Here is a 23,430-nt window from a genome sequence, read left to right as displayed (position 1 = left end):
TACCAACCATTGGTACGGGAGCTACCAAGCATTGGTACGTGAAGTACCACACTATGGTACGCGGACTACCAAGCGTTGGTACACGGAGTACCAACTGCCGGTAGCCGAGGTACCTCCCTTTGGAATGCGAAGTACCGCCAGCCGGTACCGGCAAATAACCTATTCGTTGATTGCCCCGCAATGCGGGCAAACCCCTTTCGCCCCTATTTTCTGTCCGCAATTGCCGCAGCGATAGCGGGATGCAGCCAGTGACGAACGCAGTTTCCTGAAGAATACCCACACAAATACGGCTATAAACAGATAACCGATGTATATATGGGTAGTCAGTATAAAGAAGAAATAACAGAAAATGCAACAGGAAGCCAGCCCCAACAGATAGAACACAGCCGCTTCCGGACTCAGTTGGCGGAACAAATCGTCGAGCACCGCCAGCAGTACGATGACAAACAGCCAAAGGCTCATCAGGAAAACGGATAGCACGAACGGCACTTTAAACGGCGAGAGTGTGGGGTTGAAATAAAAATGCTGCCACGTCTCCGGCACAAACACCTGCATCGACTCGTACACCGTGGCACTGAACGCCAGCAACAGACACAGCAACAACGGATATACACTGTCTATATCATTGAAGTAGACCATTTGCAACTGCTTCCGCCAGAACGCGCGAAACAGCCATGCCGCCACAAACAGCGCAAAAATAACGATGAAATAGGAAGCATGCGTATCGCTGAACAGGTAAATGGCCTGCGAGATACTGTCCGTAGGCACAAACGCCCGGATCATGTCCTTTTCCCGAAGCCAGCCCTGCACTTCCTGAGAATGGGCGAGCTTGACCCATACGCTGTCCACACTATCTGTCGGGTGGATGGCAAACTCCGCCACCACCACCCTGTCTCCCTTGTACAGTGTATTATAGCAGTCCTTTACAGGCAGGCAGGCTATCGTCACCGAATCTTCCTGCACTTCCAGATTCGTGTTCCACGTATAGTGACGCTCGTACAGATAAGCCAGCGAATCGCGGGTCTTTGCCCCCAGTTTCCCGTCTTCCAGGTCCGGACGGGGATAATGGCAAGAAGAACCGAGAATAAGGTATAAAATATAAAATATGAAATTTAAGTATAAGGTATGAGGCATAAGGTATAAAGAGCGGGACGCACGTTGTACGGTGACGCTGTGTTTACGGCTGTTTATGTTTGTTTCTTCTTTCTTCATATTATATACTTTGGGCATTCATTCTCAATCATCTTCACTATCCGTTATGCGTATTCCCCCATACCTTATACTTCATTCTTTATACCGTATGCTTTATACGTAAGCTTCATCCTTGGCTTTTAACTGCTGACTTTCATTTGGCAGTTCTTGCAGTCGAAAGTGAGGCGGAAACGTTTGCCGTCTGTTCCTACCAGATAATAGGGTTCCCGGTACGGGGAATGTCCCTTTTGATACGTAGGACACCAGCCCATGCTGTAACGCAGGCAATGTTTGCAGAACATGAGTACGGCTTCGGGTACGGCCTGCTTCTCGTATGCCGGTTCCACGGAAGCTACTCCGTGAGCCTGATAAAAGCTGCGGGCGGCGGTATTCATCACATTGCCCAAATAGGTCAGGGATGTTGCCGGGAAACTGTGGCGGGTGGGTTTCCACACATGTAACTCACGACGGTAAGTAATGCGGCGGGCGGCAGTCAGCTTGTCTATCGCCTGGCGACGCCAGTCGGCTATCACCGAGGCGGGTATGAACCAGTTCTGCGACAGGTTGATTGCAATGGCGGGAGCTGTTGTTGCCGAGGGGCTGTCCGTGCCGCCGAGAGGCATGACCTCGAAAGGAGTATTCCCCAATTTGCCGAGTTGGGTACGCAGGTTCTCCGATTGCGGAGTACGCGCAAGTTCTTTTGGATAGAGGAAAGACAAGGTTATGCGGTTGCCGTCTTCGTCCGCCGCTGTCAGGGCAAAGCCCGAAGGGGTATCTGCCAGCTCCCATCCAACGCCGATTTTACGTTCGGCGGACTTGCGGGCAAGGATGCGCTCAAATTCCTGGTCGAAATTGCGGAAAAGACGGGTGCGCGGTTTGATACGGGGCACATCGCCAGCCGGATACAGCTTGTTGCCATCCACCCGATTGATACGGAAACCTTGCAAACGGCCCTGTTCATCGAGAAAGCAGACACCGTCTCCGTTATGGAAAGGTTTCACTCCGGCAACGGTAAGGTAGTTGCCTCGCTGCTCTTTCATCGTACCCATCTCCTCGCCCAGGGACTTCGGCGTATCGAAAGAGGAGATTTCCCGGTCGCGACCCTGCAGGAAGTAATGGGTGAAGCCACGGCTAAAACTCTTGTCCAACCGGGGCGTGAAGTCGAAACGGCAAGTACCCGAAGAAGCACGTACGTACTCCTTGCGACGGGCGAAAATGGCATCCAGCTTGCTGCGGTAGGCAGCCGTAACGTTCTTCACATAGGAAACGTCCTTCAACCGCCCTTCTATCTTGAGGGAAGAGGCGCCGGCATCCAGCAGGTCTTCCAGCACTTCGCTTTGGTTCAGGTCTTTCAAGGAGAGCAGGTGCTTGTCGCGGACGATTGTTTTCCCGTCGGCATCTACCAGGCTGAACGGCAGGCGGCAGAACTGGGCACACTCTCCCCGGTTGGCGCTCCTGCCGAAACATGCCTGACTGACGTAGCACTGCCCGCTGTAGCTTACGCAAAGCGCACCGTGCACAAACACTTCCAAAGGCGTTTCCGGACAAGTCTCGTGAATTCGGCGTATCTCCTGCAATGACAACTCGCGCGCCAGCACTACCTGACGAAAGCCTGCATCCGCCAGGAAACGTACTTTCTCCGGTGTACGGTTGTCCATCTGCGTACTGCCGTGCAGGGGGATGGGCGGCAGGTTCAGACGGGTAATTCCCATATCCTGCACTATCAGGGCGTCTACACCGATGCGGTACAGTTCCCAAATCATCTTTTCCGTTTCGGCAAGCTCCTCTTCTTTCAGAATGGTATTGACTGTAACGTAAATGCGTACGTTGTACAAATGGGCATACGCCACCAAAGCGGCTATATCTTCCAAAGAATTGACCGCAGCCGCACGTGCGCCGAACTTCGGTGCGCCTATATATACTGCATCCGCACCATGATTGACTGCTTCAATACCGCACTCCAGATTCTTGGCGGGGGCCAATAGTTCTATTTTTCGTTGCTTCATCATATTTCTTTCACCACAGAAAGGGGCACAAGACCCCACTGAGTTTTCGGAGTTCTTATTTAATTTCTTCAATATTGAACGGGGTTTCCTGATATACAAAGTAGTTCAGCCAGTTGGAGAACAGCAGGTTGGCATGCGCCCGCCACCGTACCGATACGCCTTTGTCCGGGTTGTCGTCCACATAATAATTGCGGGGCATCCCGATAGGCAATCCCTTAGCCAGGTCGCGGCGGTATTCCGTATCGAGCGTCAGGGGGGAGTATTCGGAATGACCGGTTACGAAAAACTCGCGCCCGTTACGTGCCATTACCATATATACCCCTGCCTCTTCCGATTCCGAAAGCAGAGTCAGTCCGGGAACTTTCAGAATATCTTCCTTGCGGACTTCCGTGTGGCGGCTGTGAGGAACATAAAACACATCGTCAAACCCACGGAAAATGGGATACAGAGGCTGCAAGGTGCGATGTGCGAATATGCCGAACATTTTCGCGTCCAGCGGATACTTGGGCACACCGTAATGGTGGTAGAGTCCGGCTTGCGCCGCCCAGCAGATATAAAGCGTGGACGTAACGTGCGTACGCGCCCAATCGAATATTTCGGTTATCTCGTCCCAATAGGTCACTTCCTCAAAGTCCATCTGCTCCACAGGGGCTCCGGTAATAATCATACCGTCGTACTTCTCGCCACGCATCTTGTCGAAATCCGTATAGAAAGCTTTCATATGCTCTATCGGAGTATTCTTTGAGGTGTGGCTCTTGATTTTCATGAACGAAATCTCCACCTGCAACGGAGTATTGGAGAGCAGACGCACCAAGTCGGTCTCCGTCGTAATCTTCAACGGCATCAGATTCAATATGACAATCCGCAGCGGACGGATGTCCTGCCGGGTAGCCCGTGAATTGTCAATGACGAATATGTTTTCCTCTTTCAGCAGCTCTATCGCGGGAAGTTTATCGGGTAAATTTAAAGGCATAAGCTCTGTTCTACGGTTTAACTAATTACTGTTTACGATTTTAGCGTGTAAAGTTAGATAAAAAATCAGAGCGGTATAAATAAATTGCGGAAGTTTTTGTTGAATTAAAGCAGGCAATACAAAATGATTCGATATTATTTCAGTAAAATCCCACTATTTATTTCTTTCGGAACTTTCAATTGTCGGATAACCGTATACTTGAGTACAATCAATCTATCAGGTTATAAAACGCCTTCATTAGATGCTGTATTTCCATATTCTATATTTTGCAAATAGTTCATTGAAAAGAAGATAATCTTGTGAATTGTACTACCTTTGTGGCTGAAACTCAAAGCATCAATTACATAATGGCGAAAATCATCGTTCAAAACACGCAGATTAATGTTCTCAATTTTAAGGAACAAGATTATATATCCCTTACCGACATGGCTTCCGCCAAAGAAGGGGACAGCAGAGCGGCAGACGTAATTAAAAATTGGATAAGAAGCCGTTATACAATTGAATTTCTTGGCACATGGGAAATCATCCATAATCCTAATTTTAAAGTGGTCGAATTCGACCACTTTAGAAAGAGTGCCGGATTGCCATCTTTTGTATTAAGTGCTTCCGAATGGATAGAGCAGACTAATGCAATCGGTATCATCGTTAAAAAAGGACGCTACGGTGGGACGTACGCCCATAAGGATATTGCATTTGAATTCGGTTCTGCAATCAGCGTACCTTTCAAACTCTACCTTATTGAAGAGTTTCAACGATTAAAGACTGAAGAGCAACAGCAACTCGGTTGGTCAGCAAAGCGTGAATTGTCGAAAATTAACTATCGCATACACACTGATGCCATAAAACAAAACCTTATTCCGCAGGAAGTCACATCGGTACAAGCAAGTATTATTTACGCCAATGAAGCCGATGTGCTGAATGTAGCCATGTTCGGCATGACAGCAAAACAATGGCGGGAAGCCAATCCCGAACTGAAAGGTAATATTCGTGATTATGCCACTATTAATGAACTTATCTGTTTGTCGAATATGGAAAACCTCAATGCAGTATTTATCGAACAGAGTATGACACAAAGAGAACGTCTCGTTAAACTAAACCAAATAGCCATTCATCAAATGAATATATTGGGAAACGGTGATGAAGATAACCGTAAGTTATTGAAATAAATCACTACGCATTGCTCTGCGCTGTAACTCATCACACATTTATTTTAATTTGAGCGATTATTTGTGTGATTATTCCAAAGATTTAGTATACTTTTACATCCTTGTTTTTATTTAGATATATGTAAAGAGAAGAAAAAGCACCAAGCTATCAAGCGTGATAACTGACTAATAGAAATCTGAAAGCGTAAACTACTTTCTCATAACATTTGCGGTTCTGCCTAATCTGATATATCGACACGTAAGTTTTTAAGTACGAACCAAAGGCGAAGATGTTTTCGTCTTATAAAACTACTATAACATGAATATCATGAGAAACGCTTTCAAAAGGGCAAATTATGTGTTATGCCTGCTCCTTGCCTTATCGGGTACATCTTGTATCAACAGGCTAAATGATGAAATCAAAGAGGGCAGCATCCTCATCTCCTTTTCCTTTGAAGCAAGTAAAGCCGCTACCAAAGTAACTAAAAACACTTTCGACATAGGAGACAGAAGCGGTATCTTTGCCATGCTGACAGGCAATTCCCTGGACCAGCAGCGATACATCGACAACCTGCTTCTGGAATGCAGCGACAACAGCAAACTGATATCCAAGAAAGAAGTGTATTATCCGGAAGGAGATGCCACGCTGGACTTCATCAGCTACTATCCGTATCAGGAGGAAAACGTGTCCAAAGGAAGCTCACTGCTGGACGTCACAGTACAAGCAGACCAGAACAAGACCGCCAATTACAGCTTATCCAACTTCATGACCGCCCGCATTGGAAACGTACCCAACAGCGAGAAAACCGTAAAGCTGGAATACAAGCACCGGTTTGCCAAAATAAAGTTAGTTCTTATACCCCAAGAAGGTGAAGATACGGACGAGATGCTCAAGGCCAACCCCAGAATCATAGCTACCGGTTTCAGGACACAAGCCGTATATGACCTGCAATCGGACAAGCTTTCCTCGGTTGACGATGCGAGCGAAACGGATATCATTCCTTTCGGCACATGGAAGAAAGAGGGTAATACGCTGTCCGGTAAGGAGCTTATTGTAATTCCGCAAACACACTCCGACGGCGGACAGGCTTTTACCCTGGAATGGAACGGAAAAATCTATACCTGCCCTCTCCCGTCGGCCACCATTGAGGAGGACACGGAACTGGAGATTTGCATCAACGCACTTCAAAGCACAAGTGCAACCCTCACCGGAGTTATCGCCAACATCAAGGAATGGGAGCTCAGCGAACAAGGAGAGAGCGAAAACCGGTACGAAATCACTGCCGTACACACAGCCTCGCTGTCATTCAGCACGTCTGATATCTACAGGATATACCATCAAGGAAAGCCCGTGGCAGAAGTATGCCGGGAGTATCTTTACACTACCCCCGCCGATGCTGTCGCTACTAAAGCGATTGTAGTCTATTCCGTACAGGACAATGAACAGACGGACTTGACAAATGGAATCGTTTTACAACTACCGGACAAAACCGCCACGACACATGGCGGTAAAGTAAGTTGGAATGAAGCGGACAACTCGCTGACCTACATTAGCGGCCACTCCCGGCCTATCGAAAAATTCTACATAGACGAAAACAGAAAGATAGTAACGGAAAAGCCTGCCGCACCAGCATTGGCTATCAACGTCAGCAGCTACGTAATCAGAGATATACGGAACGGTATATTGCACACCTACCCCATCGTGAAAATAGGCGCACAATATTGGATGAAAGAGGATTTACAGACGGCCCATTATAATGACAGCAAGAGTATGCCCCTCAGAAAAGCTTTGGGAGATGGCGAGGGCTACCTCAAATGGGCGGGCACCGACTCCCATTTTTACAACGGCGAGGCCGTCCTTACCGGGAAATTGGCTCCGTTGGATTGGAGATTGCCAACAGAAAACGATTGGAACAGACTGAAAGAATACATAGGAGAGAATGCTTCCGCACTGAAAAAGACAGATACCTGGAGCTCGGATGTTTATTCCGCAACCAATGAAACCGGATTCTGCATTCAACCCGCAGGGCTGCTGTTGGAAAGGGAAAACAAGACGGCCTTGGTAAACGCAAACTCATCGACCGCCTATTGGCTATATGACGGCACACAAAAGCAATTGGACAAAGTCGTAATGTTTGCGAACAGCAATAACGACATCGCCTTAAAGAACGCCGTCAAACCGGAAGGCAAAGATTATTATAATGCGTTTTCCATCCGTTGCATAAAAGAATAGCCTGCCAAAAAAGCATTTCTCATTTCTTTTTCGTATTTTTGTTCCCAATGTGCAGGATTGTGCAGGATTTTGCCAATTAGACAAAGACAACGGAAAAGAAATGAGAGTAATCGATCTGATAAACAGTAACGAAAAAACAGCTTTTTCTTTTGAAATATTGCCCCCTCTGAAAGGTACAGGCATCGAAAAGTTGTACGAAACGATAGATACATTACGGGAGTTCGACCCTAAATACATCAATATCACCACACACCGCAGCGAGTACGTGTACAAGGACCTCGGCAACGGGCTGTTCCAGCGCAACCGTCTCCGTCGCCGTCCGGGAACCGTATCCGTAGCCGCAGCCATCCAGAATAAATACAACATAACGGTGGTGCCGCATATTCTTTGCAGCGGTTTCAGCCGTGAGGATACCGAATATGTATTGCTCGACCTGCAATTCCTGAACATCACAGACCTTTTGGTGTTACGCGGAGACAAGGCAAAACACGAATCGGTATTCACTCCCGAAAAAAACGGTTATCATCATGCCGTTGAATTGCAGGAACAGATTAACCAATTTAATAAGGGCATCTTTGTAGACGGCTCCGAGATGAAAGTCACCAATACTCCTTTCTCATACGGAGTGGCCTGTTATCCGGAGAAACACGAAGAAGCGCCCAACATCGATACGGACATTTATTGGCTGAAAAAGAAAATGGAAACCGGAGCGGAATATGCCGTTACCCAATTGTTCTATGACAACCGGAAATACTTCGATTTCGTAGAACGCGCCCGCAAAGCCGGAGTTACCATCCCCATTATACCGGGCATCAAGCCGTTCAAGAAGCTTTCGCAACTCAGCATGATACCCAAAACATTTAAAGTAGACCTGCCCGAAGAGCTGACAAACGAAATCTTGAAATGCAAGAATGATGCAGAAGCGCAACAGGTAGGTATCGAATGGTGCGTGCAGCAATGCAAGGAATTGATGAAACACCATATTCCCAGCATCCATTTCTATTCCATAGGTGCAGTGGACAGCATCAAGGAAGTAGCCAAACAGATTTATTAACCAAATACCGACGCCGTGTTTTTTAAAGATGTAATAGGCCAGGATACAGCCAAACAACAATTGATACAAGAGGTGCGGGAAGGACGTATTCCTCACGCGCAACTGTTCTGCGGACCGGCAGGAGTAGGCAAACTTCCGCTGGCTATGGCTTATGCCCGTTACATCTGCTGCCCGAACCGCACGGAGACCGATGCCTGCGGCACGTGTCCTTCGTGTGTGAAGTGGAATAAACTGGTGCATCCGGACGTACACTTCGTATTCCCCATCGTGAAAAGCGCCAAAGGGAAGAAAGAAGTTTGCGATGACTACATAGCCGACTGGCGGCATCTTGTACTAAGCAACCCCTATTTCTCACTGAATCATTGGCTGGACGAAATGGGAGCGGAAAACGGACAAGCGATTATCTACGCAAAGGAAAGCGATGAAATCACCCGTAAACTCAGTTTGAAATCCAGCGAAGGCGGATACAAGGTAACCATTGTATGGCTGCCTGAAAAGCTGCACGAGGTCTGCGCCAATAAATTGCTGAAACTGCTGGAAGAGCCGCCTGAGAAGACCATCTTCTTGTTGGTTTCCGAAGCACCCGAAATGATATTGTCTACCATACTCAGCCGTACACAACGTTTCAACATCCGCAAAATAGATGAGGCAAGCATGGCAAACGCGCTGCAACAAAAGTACGGCGTACAACCGGCGGACAGCCAGACCATAGCCCATCTGGCAAACGGAAACTTCATCAAGGCGTTGGAAACAATCCATCTGAATGAAGAGAATGAATTGTTTTTCAATCTGTTCGTCAGCCTGATGCGCCTCTCCTATCAACGGAAAATACGGGAAATGAAGCAATGGAGCGAACAACTGGCGGCTATGGGGCGCGAACGCCAAAAGAATTTTCTGGAATACTGCCAGCGCATGATACGGGAAAATTTCATCTATAACCTGCATCGGAAAGAAATGAACTACATGACCCTGCCCGAACAGAACTTCGCTACCCGGTTTGCCCCGTTTGTCAACGAACGGAATGTTATGGGTATTATGGATGAACTCAGCGAAGCGCAAGTGCACATCGAGCAGAATGTAAATGCCCGTATGGTATTCTTTGATTTTTCACTGAAAATGATTGTTCTGTTAAAGCAATAGAAGAATCCTTTTCAACTAACATATAACATAGTAAATCATCAAAATAACAGATAGAATGATGGAATTTAAACTACATAACGGAAGCGGCGGTCTCTGCTGCAAAAGCTGCGGCAGGCAAGACAAGCAACTGAACACTTACGACTGGCTTGCCGACATCCCCGGCAATGCAGAGGAATCGGACATGGTGGAAGTTCAGTTCAAAAATACCCGCAAGGGTTATTTCCGCAACAGCAACAAAATTCCTTTGGAAAAAGGCGATATAGTAGCCGTGGAAGCTACTCCCGGACATGATATAGGCGTAGTAACCCTTACCGGGCGACTTGTACCGCTACAGATGCGTAAGGCAAATATCAAATCGGAAGCGGATATCAAGCGTATCTACCGCAAAGCCAAACCGGTGGATATGGACAAGTATAACGAGGCGAAAGCGCGTGAACACAGCACGATGATACGTGCCCGCCAGATCGCTCTTGACCTCAACCTCAATATGAAAATCGGGGATGTGGAATATCAGGGAGACGGCAACAAAGCAATCTTCTACTACATTGCCGATGAACGCGTAGACTTCCGCCAACTGATTAAGGTGCTTGCCGACGCTTTCCATGTACGCATCGAAATGAAGCAGATCGGTGCACGTCAGGAAGCCGGCCGTATCGGTGGTATCGGACCTTGCGGCCGTGAGTTGTGTTGCGCTACCTGGATGACATCGTTCGTTTCCGTTTCGACCAGCGCCGCCCGCTACCAGGATATTTCACTGAACCCGCAAAAGCTTGCCGGACAATGCGCCAAACTGAAATGCTGCCTCAACTACGAAGTGGACTGTTACGTAGAAGCGCAAAAACGCCTGCCTTCCAAAGAAATCGAATTGGAAACCAAAGACGGCGTATTCTATTTCTTTAAAGCCGACATTCTCAGCAACCAGATAACTTACTCCACCGACAAGAGTATCCCTGCCAATCTGGTTACTATCAGCGGAAGACGCGCCTTTGAAGTTATCGGCCTGAATAAAAGGGGCATCAAACCGGAGAGCCTGTTGGAAGAGACACATCGCACCGAACCCAAGAAACCGGTAGACCTGCTGGAACAGGAAAGCCTGACCCGCTTCGACCGTAACCGCAAGAACAAGAACAGCGGAGACGGCAACAATGGAAACGGTAATGGAAATAACGGCGGCAACCGGAACAAAAAGAAGAAAAAGACTCCCAATAACCGACCGCAAGGCGGAGAACAGTCTGCCGCTCCGCAACAACAAGAGCAGCCCAGACAGCAGGGAGACGAAAAACGGCCGCAAGGAAATGAAAGACGTTCACCACGGAATAGTAACAACCGTAAACGTCCTCACAACAACAAGCCCAAACCTCAGGGAGATAAACCTGCTCAAAATGACAAGCCTGCTCAAGAATAAGACAAAGACTCTGAGATATATCATACTGCTGTTTATCGTAAGCGCATTAGGCGCTTGCGATAAACAGACTGTATATCATGCATTCCAATCCATTCCGCAAGAGGGTTGGAAACGACAGGACACACTCCTTTTCAATGTCGCTGTGCCCGATTCCCAAACTTATTACAACCTGACCGTAGAAATTAGAAACCGCAGCACTTACCCTTACCAAAACATCAACTTATCCGTCTGCTATGACAGTCCGGAATTGAAAAAGCTACAGACAGATACACTGACAGCCGTCTTAGCCGATAAAGAAGGCATATGGAAAGGAGATGGCTGGGGCGGTTTATACCAGTCTGCATTTCCCGCAGGAAACATCAAGATAGGGAAACCCGGTGAATACCTTTTCAAAGTAGCTTATACATTACCCGACAGCCTCCTGCCCGGCATCAATGATGTGGGAATCAAATTACAACGATAATATTATACCAACCTTCTATTTCTCCCCGCATCAATACGCAGGAATATAAACAGCAGTATCGTAAAGCCCCATAACGAAGACCCCCCATAGCTGAAGAAAGGCAACGGAATACCGATAACAGGCGTCAATCCGAGTACCATCCCGATGTTTATGAAAAGATGAAACAGGAAAATACTCAGCACCGAATACCCGTATACCCTGCCAAATGCGGACTGCTGCCGCTCTGCCAACGCTATCAGACGAAGTATCAAAGTCAGGAACAAGAGTAATACAGCCGTCGAACCGATAAAGCCTTCTTCTTCGCCTACGGTACAGAATATGAAATCCGTGTCCTGTTCGGGAACATATTTAAGTTTGGTCTGTGTACCGTTCAAAAAGCCTTTCCCGGTCAGGCCGCCCGAACCGATAGCAATCTTCGATTGATTTACGTTATATCCCGCTCCTGCCAAGTCCTCTTCCATACCCAACAGAACCTTAATGCGAATCTGCTGGTGAGGTTCCAATACTTTATTGAAAAAATAGTCGCTGGAGTAGAGAAAACCTATCGAACCTATGGCAAACAAACCAATAAGAAAATAACTCCAATGGCGTTCACTCAAAGCAAGGAAGAATAAATAACATGTTACAACCACACACAATCCCCATTGCACCCATACCAGATTAAAAGGGGTTATATATTCCGAAACCAGATAAGCGACAAGCAATACGATAAAAGAACCGACGATGATATTCCGAACCGGCTCCCATTTCTTCTTATATACCCATACCATTCCACCGGCAAAGAGCAAAATCATCGACAGTACCACAAACTCTCCGATAGGTGTTGGAGTATCTGCAATAAAGACTTGATCAAAACGGATACCCACCACAAAATATACCACAGCGCAAATACCGGAGAAAAGCACTACTCCGGGCATACCTTCACGATAAAGCATCAGGAAGAAAGCCATATAAACCAATGCAGACCCCGTTTCCCGCTGAAGAATAATCAGCGTCATCGGCAGAAGAATAAGGAAAGCCAGCATCAACGCGCTCTTCCAGCTTTTTATAGTGAACGAATAGGCGCTCATATACTTGGCCAACGCCAATGCCGTGGCAAACTTGGCAAATTCAGCCGGTTGTAGACTGACAGGCCCCAAAATCAGCCAGGACCGTGAGCCTTTGGTATCAGGAGCGATAAAAATAGTGACAACCAACAAGAGAATGAGTCCTATATATATAATGTAAGAGAACATATCATAAAGCGTGTCTTCCAGCATCAGCAGAATAAATCCCAACCCGAATGAGCAGACAATCCACATGAACTGCTTGCCGGCACGGGTAGAGAAATCAAGAAAATCACGGTCACCATAGTCGTAACTTGCCCCGCAAATACTGAACCAGCCGAATACAATCAACATCAGGTAGATTATAATCGTCACCCAATCCAATGATTTCCATATACTGTCTCTTCTTACCATTTATACTGCTACTGTTTGACTGTTTATTACCTTTCTTCGTCTCCGTACAGAATTACGCGGTTGCTGAATTCCTCCGCACGTATCTCATTCTCCGGCGATAACTTGCCATGCAAGTACTGATCCATCATCATCGCACCGATAGGGACGCCGTAGGTTGCACCAAAACCGCCATTTTCCACATACACCGCAATAGCAATCTTAGGATCATTCATCGGAGCGAATCCCATGAACACCGAATGGTCTTTACCGCGATTTTGTGCCGTACCGGTTTTGCCGCATGCCTCTACACCCGGCAGGATTGTGCCGACCATACGGCAGGTTGCACTACCCGTACTACCTGTAACAGCGGCACGCATCCCCTCCACAACTTCATCGTAATATTCCCGGTCGATTGACGTGACACGGGGGGTACGGTAGATACTGTCCAGCTCATTATCCTGTATCTCCTTTACAACATGCGGAGTAATGAAATGCCCCCGGTTGGCAATGGTTGCACCCAAATTGGCTATCTGCAACGGGGTCGCAAGAATTTCTCCCTGTCCGATAGCGATACTGATTACCGTAAGTCCGTTCCAAGAGCCCCGATATGCTTTATCATAAAACTTGGCGTTAGGAATCAAGCCGCGCTGCTCTCCGGGAAGGTCGGTACCAAGGCGATAGCCAAATCCCTGCGACACCATATGGTCTTTCCATACGGTAATGGCATTTTGCGGAGAACCGTACTTCTTGTCGCTGAACATACGGAACAGCCCCCAACAAAAATAAGAGTTGCACGAAGTGGCTATTGCCGGAACCAAAGGCAAAGGAGAACCATGCCCGTGACAGCCTACATGCAAACTTCCATAATTGAAACCGTGTGCACAAGGGAAAGTAGGATAATCTTCATGGATTATTCCTTCCTGCAAAAATGTCAATGCCTGCGCAGTCTTGAAAGTAGAGCCCGGCGGATACGCTCCCATGATTGCGCGGTTCAGGAGAGGTTTCCGCTTGTCTCTTTGCAACATCCGGTGATTCTTTCCACGCTGGCGTCCAATCATCAAGTGAGGATCGAAAGTAGGAGAAGAAACCATACAGAGTATCTCTCCCGTAGCCGGTTCAATGGCTACGATAGCTCCAATTTTATGCTGCAACAAACGCTCACCTAACCTCTGCAACTCAATATCGATACCTAAAGTCAGGTTCTTACCGGGCACAGAGGGACGGTCGAGCTTCCCATCCATATAATGCCCCTGAATACGTCCATGCGCATCACGAAGCAGAATCTCCACCCCTTTTTCGCCACGAAGATACTTTTCATAAGATTTCTCGATACCTTGCTTGCCTATGTAATCTCCGCGGATATAATAATTATCCGCCTCAATATCTTTCTTTGACACTTCACCTATATCCCCCAACGCATGTCCGGCAGCATCGTAAGTATATTGCCGGATAGTACGCCGCTGGATGTAGAAACCGGGAAACTTGAATAGTTTCTCCTGAAACACACCGCACTCTTCTGCCGAGAGTTGCGTCATAAACACCTGATGCGTATATTTGGAATAACCGGGATTCATCCAACGGTTCTTTACATCCTTCATCCGCTTCTGGAACTGCTCGAACGTGATGTTCAACGCACGGCATAAATCCAACGTATCGAGCTGCGTCACTTCACGAGGCACAAACGTAATATCGTATGCCGGCTGGTTAAAAACCAGCAGTTTACCGTTACGGTCATAGATAGCTCCACGCGAAGGATATTGAATCTTATTCAAAAAGGCATTGCTGTCCGCATTCTTCTTGTAATCATCCGTCATGATTTGCAAGTCGAACAGGCGAATCACGTAGATAAGAACAATGACGACAGCCGCCATGCCTATCACATATTTTCGTTTCTCCAGCGTATAATCCTTCATTCAATCACAACATATGAGTTATAAATACAAGTAACATAACTTGCAACCTCTTTTTACTTCTTCCGTATGCCCTCTACTGCCATTATACAAGCTACAGTCAGCAAAGTGCTTGTTACAATTCTCAGCAATAACGCACCTATGTGGGCAAAAGAAAAGAATTCAAGAGTAAGCAACATCCCGTGATGTACCAAGACACTGGCAACCAAGTATTTCAAAAAAGGAGAGATTCCCATTGTACGGACTGCCGGAACCAATGTATCCAGCGTATCGCGAGGCACGAACAAGCGTAAGAATGTAGGGCGCAAAAAGGCTAAAAGCACCGTAGCCGCCGCATTCATTCCCGGAGTATCGGAAAGGATATCAACCGCCAGTCCAAGAAAAAAAGCCCATAGCATCAATGCATTACGGGGTACATCCGACTCAAACTTCAATATCAGATATATATATAAAAACGGAGTGGCATATCCTGCAATATGCACATTGTTCAGTATCAGCACCTGCAATAATACCAGACCGACAAACCACCCTATCTTATGCAAATAATTGATTATCATTTCTCTCCTTCTTTTTCCAGCATATTCTGTTCTTCCTGTCCGCTGCGCGAAATGACACGCACATTGCTCACCTTACCGAAATCCGTAGCTAACTTTATCTTCAACAGATATGAAAGTCCGTCATGGGAATCGGACATATCATCGACCGTTCCTACCATAACTCCTTCAGGAAATACTGTGGAATAGCCGCTGGTCACCACCGTATCACCCAGATTAAATTCCGCATGACGGGGCAAGTCCTTCAGATAAGCAAAACGCGAATCTCCACCTTCCCACTTCAAATAGCCGAAGTACTCACTGCCCACAATCTTGCAGCTGATACTCGACTTGCTGTTCAGCAACGGAATAACCAGCGAATAGCGGGGAGAAGTCTTATATACGATACCTACCACTCCATTTGCATCCACTACCCCCATTTCCGGACGAATACCATCTGACGAGCCACGGTCCAATGTTATATAATTATCTGCCTTATTCAGACTGTTCTTTATAACATTCGCCTTGAATATGCGGTAATCATCCGGAGCAAGGCGCGCCATACTATATAGTTTTACGGAATCCAAGCCCTGCTCCTGCAGGCTTTTTTCCAGAAAAGCTACCCGTTGTTCCAGCCACATATTCCGGTCGAGCAAGTCCTCATTGACCGATTTCAAATGGAAGTAAGAACTGATGCCGCCCGAAATCTCATAAACTTTCCCGGCTACTCCGTTTGCCGAAGTAAAATACACGCTCTGCTGATAATGGTTGAAACGGAACAATAAAACAAAACTGGTAACCTCTAACAGAAGAAAGAGGAACCAGTAATTGTATTTAATAAGAAAGTTCAGTAGATTCCGCATACCTATCTCATCAGGAATGAGAAGCGGTCGACATTCTTCAGTGCAACGCCTGTACCTTTGGCAACGGCATGCAAAGGATCTTCCGCAATGTGGAACGGTATGTTGATTTTATCGGTCAGACGCTTATCCAGTCCGCGAAGCAAAGCACCGCCACCTGCCAGATAGATACCGTTGTGCACGATATCGGCATACAATTCGGGCGGCGTATTCTCCAATGCACTTAGAATAGCAGTCTCAATCTTAGAAATGGACTTCTCCAGACAGTGTGCCACTTCCTGATAGCATACGGGAACCTCCATAGGAAGCGCCGTAATACGGTTCGGACCATGAACGATATAATCTTCGGGAGCATCCTCGCCCAGTTCGGTCAAGGCCGCACCTACGTTAATCTTGATACGTTCTGCCATACGCTCGCTAACCTTCACATTGTGCTGGCGGCTCATATACTCCTGAATATCGGCAGTGAGGTCATCACCGGCAATACGGATGGAGTTGTTGGAAACGATACCACCCAGCGAAATAACGGCAATTTCCGTAGAACCGCCGCCTATATCAACAATCATATTACCCTCCGGCGCTTCCACATCGATGCCGATACCGATAGCGGCAGCCATCGGCTCGAATATCAGGTAAACGTCACGTCCGCCGGCATGCTCGGCAGAGTCGCGCACGGCACGCAACTCTACTTCCGTACTGCCCGAAGGAACGCCTATTACCATACGGAGCGAAGGGGAAAACAGACGGTTTCGATTGTTCACCATCTTGATAAGTCCGCGTATCATCTGCTCGCAGGCATAGAAGTCGGCAATCACACCGTCGCGAAGAGGGCGGATAGTACGTATGTTCTCATGGGTCTTTTCGTGCATCAGCTTTGCTTTTTCACCCACGGCAATCATCTTGTCTGTACGACGGTCCAACGCCACCACCGAAGGCTCGTCCACTACTATCTTGCCATTTGTGGTAATGATAGTATTGGCAGTGCCAAGGTCCATCGCTATTTCTTGTGTAAAAGAGAATAATCCCATGTAAATTAAAAATTGAGAATTAAAAATTAAAAAATATCACTCATATCAGGAACTGAGAACTAAAAAGCAGGAGAAAGCATCATTCCTCAATTTTCAATTCTCAATTCTCAATTTAATCAGTGTTTAAAGTGACGGAACCCCGTTATCACCATTGCGATGCCATGTTCATTGCAATAATTGAAAGAGAGCTCGTCCTTAATGCTTCCGCCCGGTTGGATAACGGCCGTAACACCTTCATTACCTGCAATCTCTACGCAGTCGGGGAAAGGGAAGAATGCATCACTTGCCATTACGGCACCGTTCAGGTCAAAACCAAAGTTCTTGGCTTTCTCAATAGCCTGCTTCAAAGCGTCTACACGGCTGGTCTGTCCCACACCGCTTGCCAGCAGTTGCTTGCCTTTAGCCAGTACGATAGCATTGGACTTGCTGTTCTTCACAATCTTGTTTGCGAAAAGCATATCTTCAACTTCCTCCGCAGTCGGAGCCTTGGTCGTTACGGTTTTCAAATCTTCGGGAGTTTCCACCTTCAGGTCACGGTCTTGCACCAGCACACCGTTCAGCAAAGAACGGAACTGCTTCTTGGGCAGAGCAGCCTGCTTGCGCACCAGAATGATGCGGTTCTTCTTCTGACCGAGAATTTCCAGTGCATCCACATCATAATCGGGAGCTATGATAACTTCAAAGAATATTTTGTTGATTTCCTCGGCAGCAGCCTTGTCTATCACGGCATTTGTGATGAGCACACCGCCGAATGCGGATACCGGATCGCCGGCAAGCGCGTCTGTCCAAGCTTCCAATACCGTGGGACGTGAAGCCAGACCACAGGCATTGTTATGCTTCAGGATAGCGAAAGTAGTATCTGTGAATTCATCAATCAAGTCAACGGCAGCGTTGATATCGAGCAGGTTGTTATAAGAGATTTCCTTACCGTGTATCTGGTCGAACATAGCATCTATGTTACCATAGAAATAACCTTTCTGATGCGGGTTCTCACCATACCGCAAAGTCTTTTGGTTGTTGGCGGACTGACGGAAAGCAGACCCTTCTTCGCCATCGAAATAGTTGAAGATAGCCGAATCGTAATGAGAAGATACGGCAAACGCCTCTTTGGCAAACCAACGGCGTTCTTCGAGTGAAGTGGTAGCTCCGTGCTCCATCAGCATATCGCGAAGAGGCTGGTATTGAGCCTGTGAAGCAACGATAACCACATCATTGTAATTCTTGGCAGCGGCACGTATCAAAGAAATGCCGCCTATATCAATTTTCTCAATAATAGCCGGTTCTTCGGCACCGCTGGCAACGGTGGCTTCAAACGGATACAGGTCAACGATAACAAGGTCTATTTCGGGAATCTCGTATTTCTCTATCTGTTGCATGTCTTGTTCCAATCCGCGGCGGCAAAGGATACCTCCGAATATCTTCGGATGCAAAGTCTTAACGCGTCCACCCAGAATGGAAGGATATGTGGTAAGGTCTTCCACTGCCTTGCAGGGATAACCCAAAGATTCTATAAATTGACGAGTTCCGCCGGTTGAAAGGAACTCTACACCTTCTTCATGCAGTTTGGTAATGATTTCGTCCAAACCTTCTTTGTGGTAAACGGATACCAGAGCTGTTTTGATTCTTTTAGTTTCAGACATGGATTTGCGTATTAAAGTAATGCGTACATTTTACTATTCGGAATGCAAAGTTACTAATTTTGTTTATTCACACATACATTCATACACAATAAATTAGGTATAATTAAAAAAGGAACTCATTATTAATTCCGATACCTTTGTACAATGATGCAGAAAAAGTCCCGTTGAAAAGGTATCCACACCTTTCCAACGGGACTGAAATCTTTTATAACAACCGCTCTGTTACCAGATAGAAACCCGTTTGTCCACCGGCACAAACATCGGGTCATTCTCTGTTATATTGAAAGCCTCATACCAAGCGCCGATTTGCGGCAAAGCACCGTTGACACGCCACTTACCCAATGAGTGAACATCGCTCTTGGTACGGTTCAACACTTCTTCCGGACGGATATTGTTTCCCCATACGCCTGCATAAGCAAGGAAGAAACGCTGTTCGGGAGTAAGACCATTCATTACAGGCAGCGGATTGGCCGCCGTAGCTTTCTTAAATGCCTGATAAGCAACCTGCAGACCGCCGTGGTCAGCAATATTCTCACCCAAAGTCATACGGCCGTTACCATATACACCCGGAGCAACCTCGATACTGTCGAAAACATTCACCATCACCTGTGCACGCTCATCAAAACGTTTGGCATCTTCCTCAGTCCACCAGTCTTTCAAATTGCCGTCCTTATCGTATTGGCGTCCCTGGTCGTCAAAGCCGTGCGTCATTTCATGACCGATTACCACTCCGATAGCGCCATAGTTGAAGGCATCGTCCGCATTCATGTCAAAGAACGGATATTGCAAAATACCGGCTGGGAAGCAGATTTCATTCGTTGTAGGATTATAATAAGCGTTTACGGTTTGCGGAGTCATCAGCCATTCGTCTTTATCTACCGGCTTGCCGGCTTTAGCCACCATCTCTGCATGGCTCCATTCGTTGGCACGCTCCATATTCGCCCAATACGAATCATCCTTGATTTCCAATGTAGAATAATCTTTCCATGTATCAGGATAACCTATTTTCACATGGAAAGTAGCCAGTTTATCCAAAGCTTTCACTTTGGTAGAATCGCCCATCCAAGCAAGGTTTTTGATGCGTTCACCCAAGCTTTCCTGCAGGTTCTTCACCAAAGTCACCATACGTTCTTTGGCTGCGGCTGGGAAATATTTCTCTACATACATCTGGCCTACCGCTTCACCCAAAGCAGAACTTACAGTGCTGACCGCTCTCTTCCAGCGAGGTTGCATTTCCTGCGTACCGCTCATGGTACGTTGATAGAAATCAAAGTTCTGTTCGGCCATAGCGTCATTCAGAGTACCTGCGGCAGCGTCAATCAGTTTCCATTGCAAATAGAGACCTTGTTGCTCAAGAGGAAGAGTATCCAGAATTTCTGCAGCAGCCTTCAGAGAGGCGGGCTGACCTACGATAACTTCTTGCACATCTTTTAAATCCAAAGCTGACAGATAAGCATCCCAATCAAAAGTAGGATAATTCTTCTTCAGTTCTTCCAAAGTCATCTTGTTGTAATTGGCATGCGGATTGCGCAACTCCGTACGCGAACGGAAAGCTTTGGCAAGACGTGTTTCCACATCCATCACCACTTCTACGCCTTTCTTGGCAGCAGCCTCATCAAACCCTGCCAATTGATACATCTTCTGTACATGCGCACGAAAAGCATTGCGTATCTTGGCGGTAGCCTCATCATTCTCCAAATAATATTCGCGCTCGCCCATGCTCAAGCCGGCCTGATAAGACTGTACGGCATTCATGCTGCTGTTCATTTCATCAGCGCCTACATACAAGACATTGTAAGCTACAATTCCTTTCTTCTGCATCTCGCCCAGCAATGCATAAACCTCTTTCCGGTCCTTCAATGCACCGAGGCGGTCAAGTTCTGCTTTAATGGGAGCCACACCGTCTTTGTTCAGCTTCACGCTGTCCATTACGATTTTATACAAATCACCAACTTTCTGAGCTACGCTACCGGCTTCGTGCTGCGTGGCAGCCAGCTCCTCGATGAGTCCCTGAATCTGCTTACGGTTATTTTCCGCAAGGATGGTAAAAGAGCCATACTGTGAATACTCGGCGGGAATAGGATTGTTCTTCATCCAACCGCCGCAAGCGTATTGGTAGAAATCCGTTCCGGGCAAGGCCGTTGTGTCGAGATTGGCAAACTGAATGCCGGCTGTGAGCTCAGCCTGCTTCTTGCCGGTGCTGCAAGCGCCTGTCATCAGACAGAATGCTGCAATGGGTAAAAAATGAAATACTCTCATACTTATATAAAATAAATGTTATTATTTCCTTGCTTCTTCCAACTCGCAGGAAACTGCATCCCACTCTTCCATCACACTGTCCAGTTGGGTTTTCAGTTTCTGATGCTGTTCGTAGAGCGCCATATCCGAAGCGCCCTCCGGCGTAGCCATTTTAGCTTCGAGAATGGAAATGGCCGCTTCCGTCTGCTCTATCTCTGCCTCGCAATCTGCTACACGGCGTTCCAGTTTCTTAAGCCGTTTATTGAGTTCTTTCTGTTCCTCATAAGAAAGCTTCGCAGCGGAAGGCTGTGCAACCGTTGCCCCGGCATTGCCGCCGGCAACCGTTTTTTCCGCAGACGGTGAAGAAGACAAAGAAGGCGATTTCTGCAAATCATTCAGGCTCTCTATCTGCTTCTTCTGCAGGAAATCGTAGATACCTCCGAGGTGCTCCTTCACCAATCCGCCACCGAACTCATATACCTTAGTCGCAAGACCGTCCAAAAAGTCACGGTCGTGACTGACAATTATCACCGTACCGTCAAAATCGCGGATAGCTTCCTTCAACACATCCTTCGAGCGCATGTCGAGATGATTCGTAGGTTCATCGAGAATCAGGAAATTCACCGGTTCCAGCAACAGCTTAATCATGGCAAGACGGGTACGCTCTCCGCCGGAAAGCACTTTCACCTTCTTGTCCGAAGCCTCGCCACCAAACATGAATGCTCCCAATATATCACGTATTTTCAGCCGGATATCCCCTACCGCCACACGGTCGATGGTATCGAATACCGTAAGATTTTCATCCAGTAACTGCGCCTGATTCTGAGCAAAATAGCCAATCTGCACGTTGTGTCCCAAAGTAAGTTTTCCGGTATAATCCGTAATCTCGTCCATGATACACTTTACAAGTGTAGACTTACCCTCACCGTTCTTACCTACAAAAGCCACCTTCTCACCACGGTTTATGGTGAGATTTACATCGTGGAATATGACATGGTTGCCATACGCCTTGGCTACATCTTCACAAATAACAGGATAGTTACCGCTACGGCTGCTGCAAACGAACTTCAACCGCAGCGCAGAGTTGTCTTCCTCGTCCACTTCGATGCGCTCTATCTTCTCCAGCTGCTTGATACGGCTCTGCACCTGCACGGCTTTGGTAGCTTTGTAGCGGAAGCGCTCGATGAACTCTTCCGTATCCTGTATCTGTTTTTGCTGGTTTTCATAAGCGCGGAGCTGCTGTTCACGGCGTTCCTTGCGAAGCGTCACAAACTCATCGTATTTCACTTTATAATCATAAATACGCCCGCAGGTTATTTCAATAGTACGGGTAGTGACATTATTCAGGAAAGCACGGTCGTGGCTGACAAGTACCACTGCATTGGCACGGGTGGAGAGAAAGTTCTCCAACCACTGGATGCTCTCTATGTCGAGGTGGTTCGTAGGTTCATCGAGCAACAATACGTCGGGACGGCGCAACAACAACTTGGCAAGTTCGATACGCATACGCCAGCCGCCGGAGAACTCACTCGTAGGGCGGTCGAAGTCTTCCCGGCAAAAGCCCAACCCCTGAAGAGTACGCTCTACCTCGGCACGATAATTAGTGCCGCCCATCATCAGAAAGCGTTCGTTCTCGTGGGTAAAGCGGTCTATCAGCTTCTGATAATCCTCGCTGTCATAATCGGTACGTTCGGCAAGTTGCTGGTTCATACGTTCGATGTCGGCCTGCATCTCAAAGATATGCTCAAAGGCAAGTTCAGCCTCCTGCATCACAGTACGTTCATCACTGAGAACCATTACCTGCGGCAAGTAACCGATAGTACATTCGCGGGGGACGGCAACAACACCGGAAGTGGGTTGCTGAATACCTGCCAGTATTTTGAGCATGGTGGACTTGCCCGCCCCATTCTTGCCGACAAGGGCTATACGGTCTTTCTTATTAATAACGTAAGAAACGTCTTCAAACAGAGGAGTAGCATTAAATTCCACCTTCAGTCCTTCTACAGATATCATAGTGTCAATGAATTAATCGTTCAAGACTGCAAAGGTAGCGATTTTCAACAGTATACAACGAGGAAAAAGCCATAAATCTGCCAAAAGAACCGCACCCATTTTCTACAGCAAAGTAAAAACCATACCTACAAAATATTTCCCATATATGCCATCTGAATG

At 47.2% G+C, this 23,430-nt stretch carries 17 protein-coding genes; 6 read left to right on the top strand and 11 right to left on the bottom strand.

Translation table 11 applies throughout. The features are described 5' to 3' along the window. Positions 1-159: 159 nt before the first annotated feature. The 3 genes from H8S52_RS11410 to metA form a co-directional block, all read right to left on the bottom strand. A complete protein-coding gene (locus H8S52_RS11410; RefSeq protein ID WP_370527583.1) occupies positions 160-1,134 on the bottom strand; it encodes a hypothetical protein in 975 nt (324 codons plus the stop codon). Between the two features lie 197 nt (positions 1,135-1,331). Further along, a complete protein-coding gene (locus tag H8S52_RS11405; RefSeq protein ID WP_117858798.1) occupies positions 1,332-3,200 on the bottom strand; it encodes a U32 family peptidase in 1,869 nt (622 codons plus the stop codon). Positions 3,201-3,252: 52 nt separating this feature from the next. Then, positions 3,253-4,170, bottom strand: coding sequence for a homoserine O-succinyltransferase (gene metA, locus H8S52_RS11400; RefSeq protein WP_186909851.1), 918 nt, complete (start codon positions 4,168-4,170; stop codon positions 3,253-3,255). Between the two features lie 347 nt (positions 4,171-4,517). Here metA and H8S52_RS11395 point away from each other — a divergent pair, with 347 nt between their 5' ends. From H8S52_RS11395 to H8S52_RS11370, 6 genes are all read left to right on the top strand, one after another. After that, positions 4,518-5,336 carry a KilA-N domain-containing protein gene (locus tag H8S52_RS11395; RefSeq protein ID WP_034535805.1) on the top strand — a complete coding sequence of 273 codons (819 nt, stop codon included), beginning with the start codon at positions 4,518-4,520 and terminating at the stop codon, positions 5,334-5,336. A gap of 298 nt (positions 5,337-5,634) precedes the next feature. Next, positions 5,635-7,548 carry a fimbrillin family protein gene (locus H8S52_RS11390; RefSeq protein ID WP_186909850.1) on the top strand — a complete coding sequence of 638 codons (1,914 nt, stop codon included), beginning with the start codon at positions 5,635-5,637 and terminating at the stop codon, positions 7,546-7,548. Positions 7,549-7,648: 100 nt separating this feature from the next. Then, positions 7,649-8,602, top strand: a complete 954-nt coding sequence (gene metF, locus H8S52_RS11385) for a methylenetetrahydrofolate reductase [NAD(P)H] (protein WP_040315502.1) — start codon at positions 7,649-7,651, stop codon at positions 8,600-8,602. A 15-nt stretch (positions 8,603-8,617) separates the two neighbouring features. Then, positions 8,618-9,742 (top strand): DNA polymerase III subunit delta', encoded by a 1,125-nt coding sequence (locus H8S52_RS11380; protein ID WP_117907056.1) that lies wholly within the window; start codon positions 8,618-8,620, stop codon positions 9,740-9,742. Between the two features lie 58 nt (positions 9,743-9,800). Then, positions 9,801-11,147: a regulatory iron-sulfur-containing complex subunit RicT gene (locus tag H8S52_RS11375; protein ID WP_182416733.1), complete on the top strand. Its 1,347-nt coding sequence runs from the start codon at positions 9,801-9,803 to the stop codon at positions 11,145-11,147. Next, positions 11,125-11,610 carry a gliding motility lipoprotein GldH gene (locus tag H8S52_RS11370; protein WP_186909849.1) on the top strand — a complete coding sequence of 162 codons (486 nt, stop codon included), beginning with the start codon at positions 11,125-11,127 and terminating at the stop codon, positions 11,608-11,610. Before H8S52_RS11375 ends, H8S52_RS11370 begins: the two co-directional genes overlap by 23 nt. Before the next feature lie 2 nt (positions 11,611-11,612). On the opposite strand, the gene rodA is transcribed toward H8S52_RS11370, so the two are convergent. The 8 genes from rodA to abc-f form a co-directional block, all read right to left on the bottom strand. After that, the gene (rodA, locus tag H8S52_RS11365) at positions 11,613-13,070 is read right to left on the bottom strand and encodes a rod shape-determining protein RodA (RefSeq protein WP_022104743.1); all 1,458 of its coding nucleotides are present in this window, start codon (positions 13,068-13,070) and stop codon (positions 11,613-11,615) included. 26 nt (positions 13,071-13,096) lie between these two features. Next, positions 13,097-14,962, bottom strand: coding sequence for a penicillin-binding protein 2 (gene mrdA / locus H8S52_RS11360; RefSeq protein ID WP_016660753.1), 1,866 nt, complete (start codon positions 14,960-14,962; stop codon positions 13,097-13,099). A gap of 53 nt (positions 14,963-15,015) precedes the next feature. Beyond that, positions 15,016-15,516 carry a rod shape-determining protein MreD gene (mreD, locus tag H8S52_RS11355; protein ID WP_005652285.1) on the bottom strand — a complete coding sequence of 167 codons (501 nt, stop codon included), beginning with the start codon at positions 15,514-15,516 and terminating at the stop codon, positions 15,016-15,018. Further along, a complete protein-coding gene (gene mreC, locus H8S52_RS11350; RefSeq protein WP_005652287.1) occupies positions 15,513-16,355 on the bottom strand; it encodes a rod shape-determining protein MreC in 843 nt (280 codons plus the stop codon). Before mreC ends, mreD begins: the two co-directional genes overlap by 4 nt. 2 nt (positions 16,356-16,357) lie before the next feature. Further along, positions 16,358-17,380: a rod shape-determining protein gene (locus H8S52_RS11345; protein WP_005652290.1), complete on the bottom strand. Its 1,023-nt coding sequence runs from the start codon at positions 17,378-17,380 to the stop codon at positions 16,358-16,360. Positions 17,381-17,496: 116 nt separating this feature from the next. Next, entirely contained in the window at positions 17,497-19,020 is a 1,524-nt protein-coding gene (purH, locus tag H8S52_RS11340; RefSeq protein ID WP_016660756.1) for a bifunctional phosphoribosylaminoimidazolecarboxamide formyltransferase/IMP cyclohydrolase, read from the bottom strand. A gap of 222 nt (positions 19,021-19,242) precedes the next feature. After that, positions 19,243-21,279 carry a M13 family metallopeptidase gene (locus tag H8S52_RS11335; RefSeq protein ID WP_186909848.1) on the bottom strand — a complete coding sequence of 679 codons (2,037 nt, stop codon included), beginning with the start codon at positions 21,277-21,279 and terminating at the stop codon, positions 19,243-19,245. Between the two features lie 21 nt (positions 21,280-21,300). Then, the gene (gene abc-f, locus H8S52_RS11330) at positions 21,301-23,271 is read right to left on the bottom strand and encodes a ribosomal protection-like ABC-F family protein (RefSeq protein ID WP_118940044.1); all 1,971 of its coding nucleotides are present in this window, start codon (positions 23,269-23,271) and stop codon (positions 21,301-21,303) included. Positions 23,272-23,430: the final 159 nt, after the last annotated feature.

This window comes from Bacteroides sp. NSJ-48 (assembly GCF_014287405.1).
Taxonomy (GTDB): Bacteria; Bacteroidota; Bacteroidia; order Bacteroidales; family Bacteroidaceae; genus Bacteroides; species Bacteroides stercoris.
This window is presented reverse-complemented; position numbering and strand designations above follow the sequence as displayed.

Coding starts and splice junctions, on each gene's coding strand:
- H8S52_RS11410 (WP_370527583.1), bottom strand. CDS start 1,134: ATGCCTCATACCTTATACTTAAATTTCATATTTTATATTTTATACCTT.
- H8S52_RS11405 (WP_117858798.1), bottom strand. CDS start 3,200: ATGATGAAGCAACGAAAAATAGAACTATTGGCCCCCGCCAAGAATCTG.
- metA (WP_186909851.1), bottom strand. CDS start 4,170: ATGCCTTTAAATTTACCCGATAAACTTCCCGCGATAGAGCTGCTGAAA.
- H8S52_RS11395 (WP_034535805.1), top strand. CDS start 4,518: ATGGCGAAAATCATCGTTCAAAACACGCAGATTAATGTTCTCAATTTT.
- H8S52_RS11390 (WP_186909850.1), top strand. CDS start 5,635: ATGAATATCATGAGAAACGCTTTCAAAAGGGCAAATTATGTGTTATGC.
- metF (WP_040315502.1), top strand. CDS start 7,649: ATGAGAGTAATCGATCTGATAAACAGTAACGAAAAAACAGCTTTTTCT.
- H8S52_RS11375 (WP_182416733.1), top strand. CDS start 9,801: ATGGAATTTAAACTACATAACGGAAGCGGCGGTCTCTGCTGCAAAAGC.
- H8S52_RS11370 (WP_186909849.1), top strand. CDS start 11,125: ATGACAAGCCTGCTCAAGAATAAGACAAAGACTCTGAGATATATCATA.
- rodA (WP_022104743.1), bottom strand. CDS start 13,070: ATGGTAAGAAGAGACAGTATATGGAAATCATTGGATTGGGTGACGATT.
- mrdA (WP_016660753.1), bottom strand. CDS start 14,962: ATGAAGGATTATACGCTGGAGAAACGAAAATATGTGATAGGCATGGCG.
- mreD (WP_005652285.1), bottom strand. CDS start 15,516: ATGATAATCAATTATTTGCATAAGATAGGGTGGTTTGTCGGTCTGGTA.
- mreC (WP_005652287.1), bottom strand. CDS start 16,355: ATGCGGAATCTACTGAACTTTCTTATTAAATACAATTACTGGTTCCTC.
- H8S52_RS11345 (WP_005652290.1), bottom strand. CDS start 17,380: ATGGGATTATTCTCTTTTACACAAGAAATAGCGATGGACCTTGGCACT.
- purH (WP_016660756.1), bottom strand. CDS start 19,020: ATGTCTGAAACTAAAAGAATCAAAACAGCTCTGGTATCCGTTTACCAC.
- H8S52_RS11335 (WP_186909848.1), bottom strand. CDS start 21,279: ATGAGAGTATTTCATTTTTTACCCATTGCAGCATTCTGTCTGATGACA.
- abc-f (WP_118940044.1), bottom strand. CDS start 23,271: ATGATATCTGTAGAAGGACTGAAGGTGGAATTTAATGCTACTCCTCTG.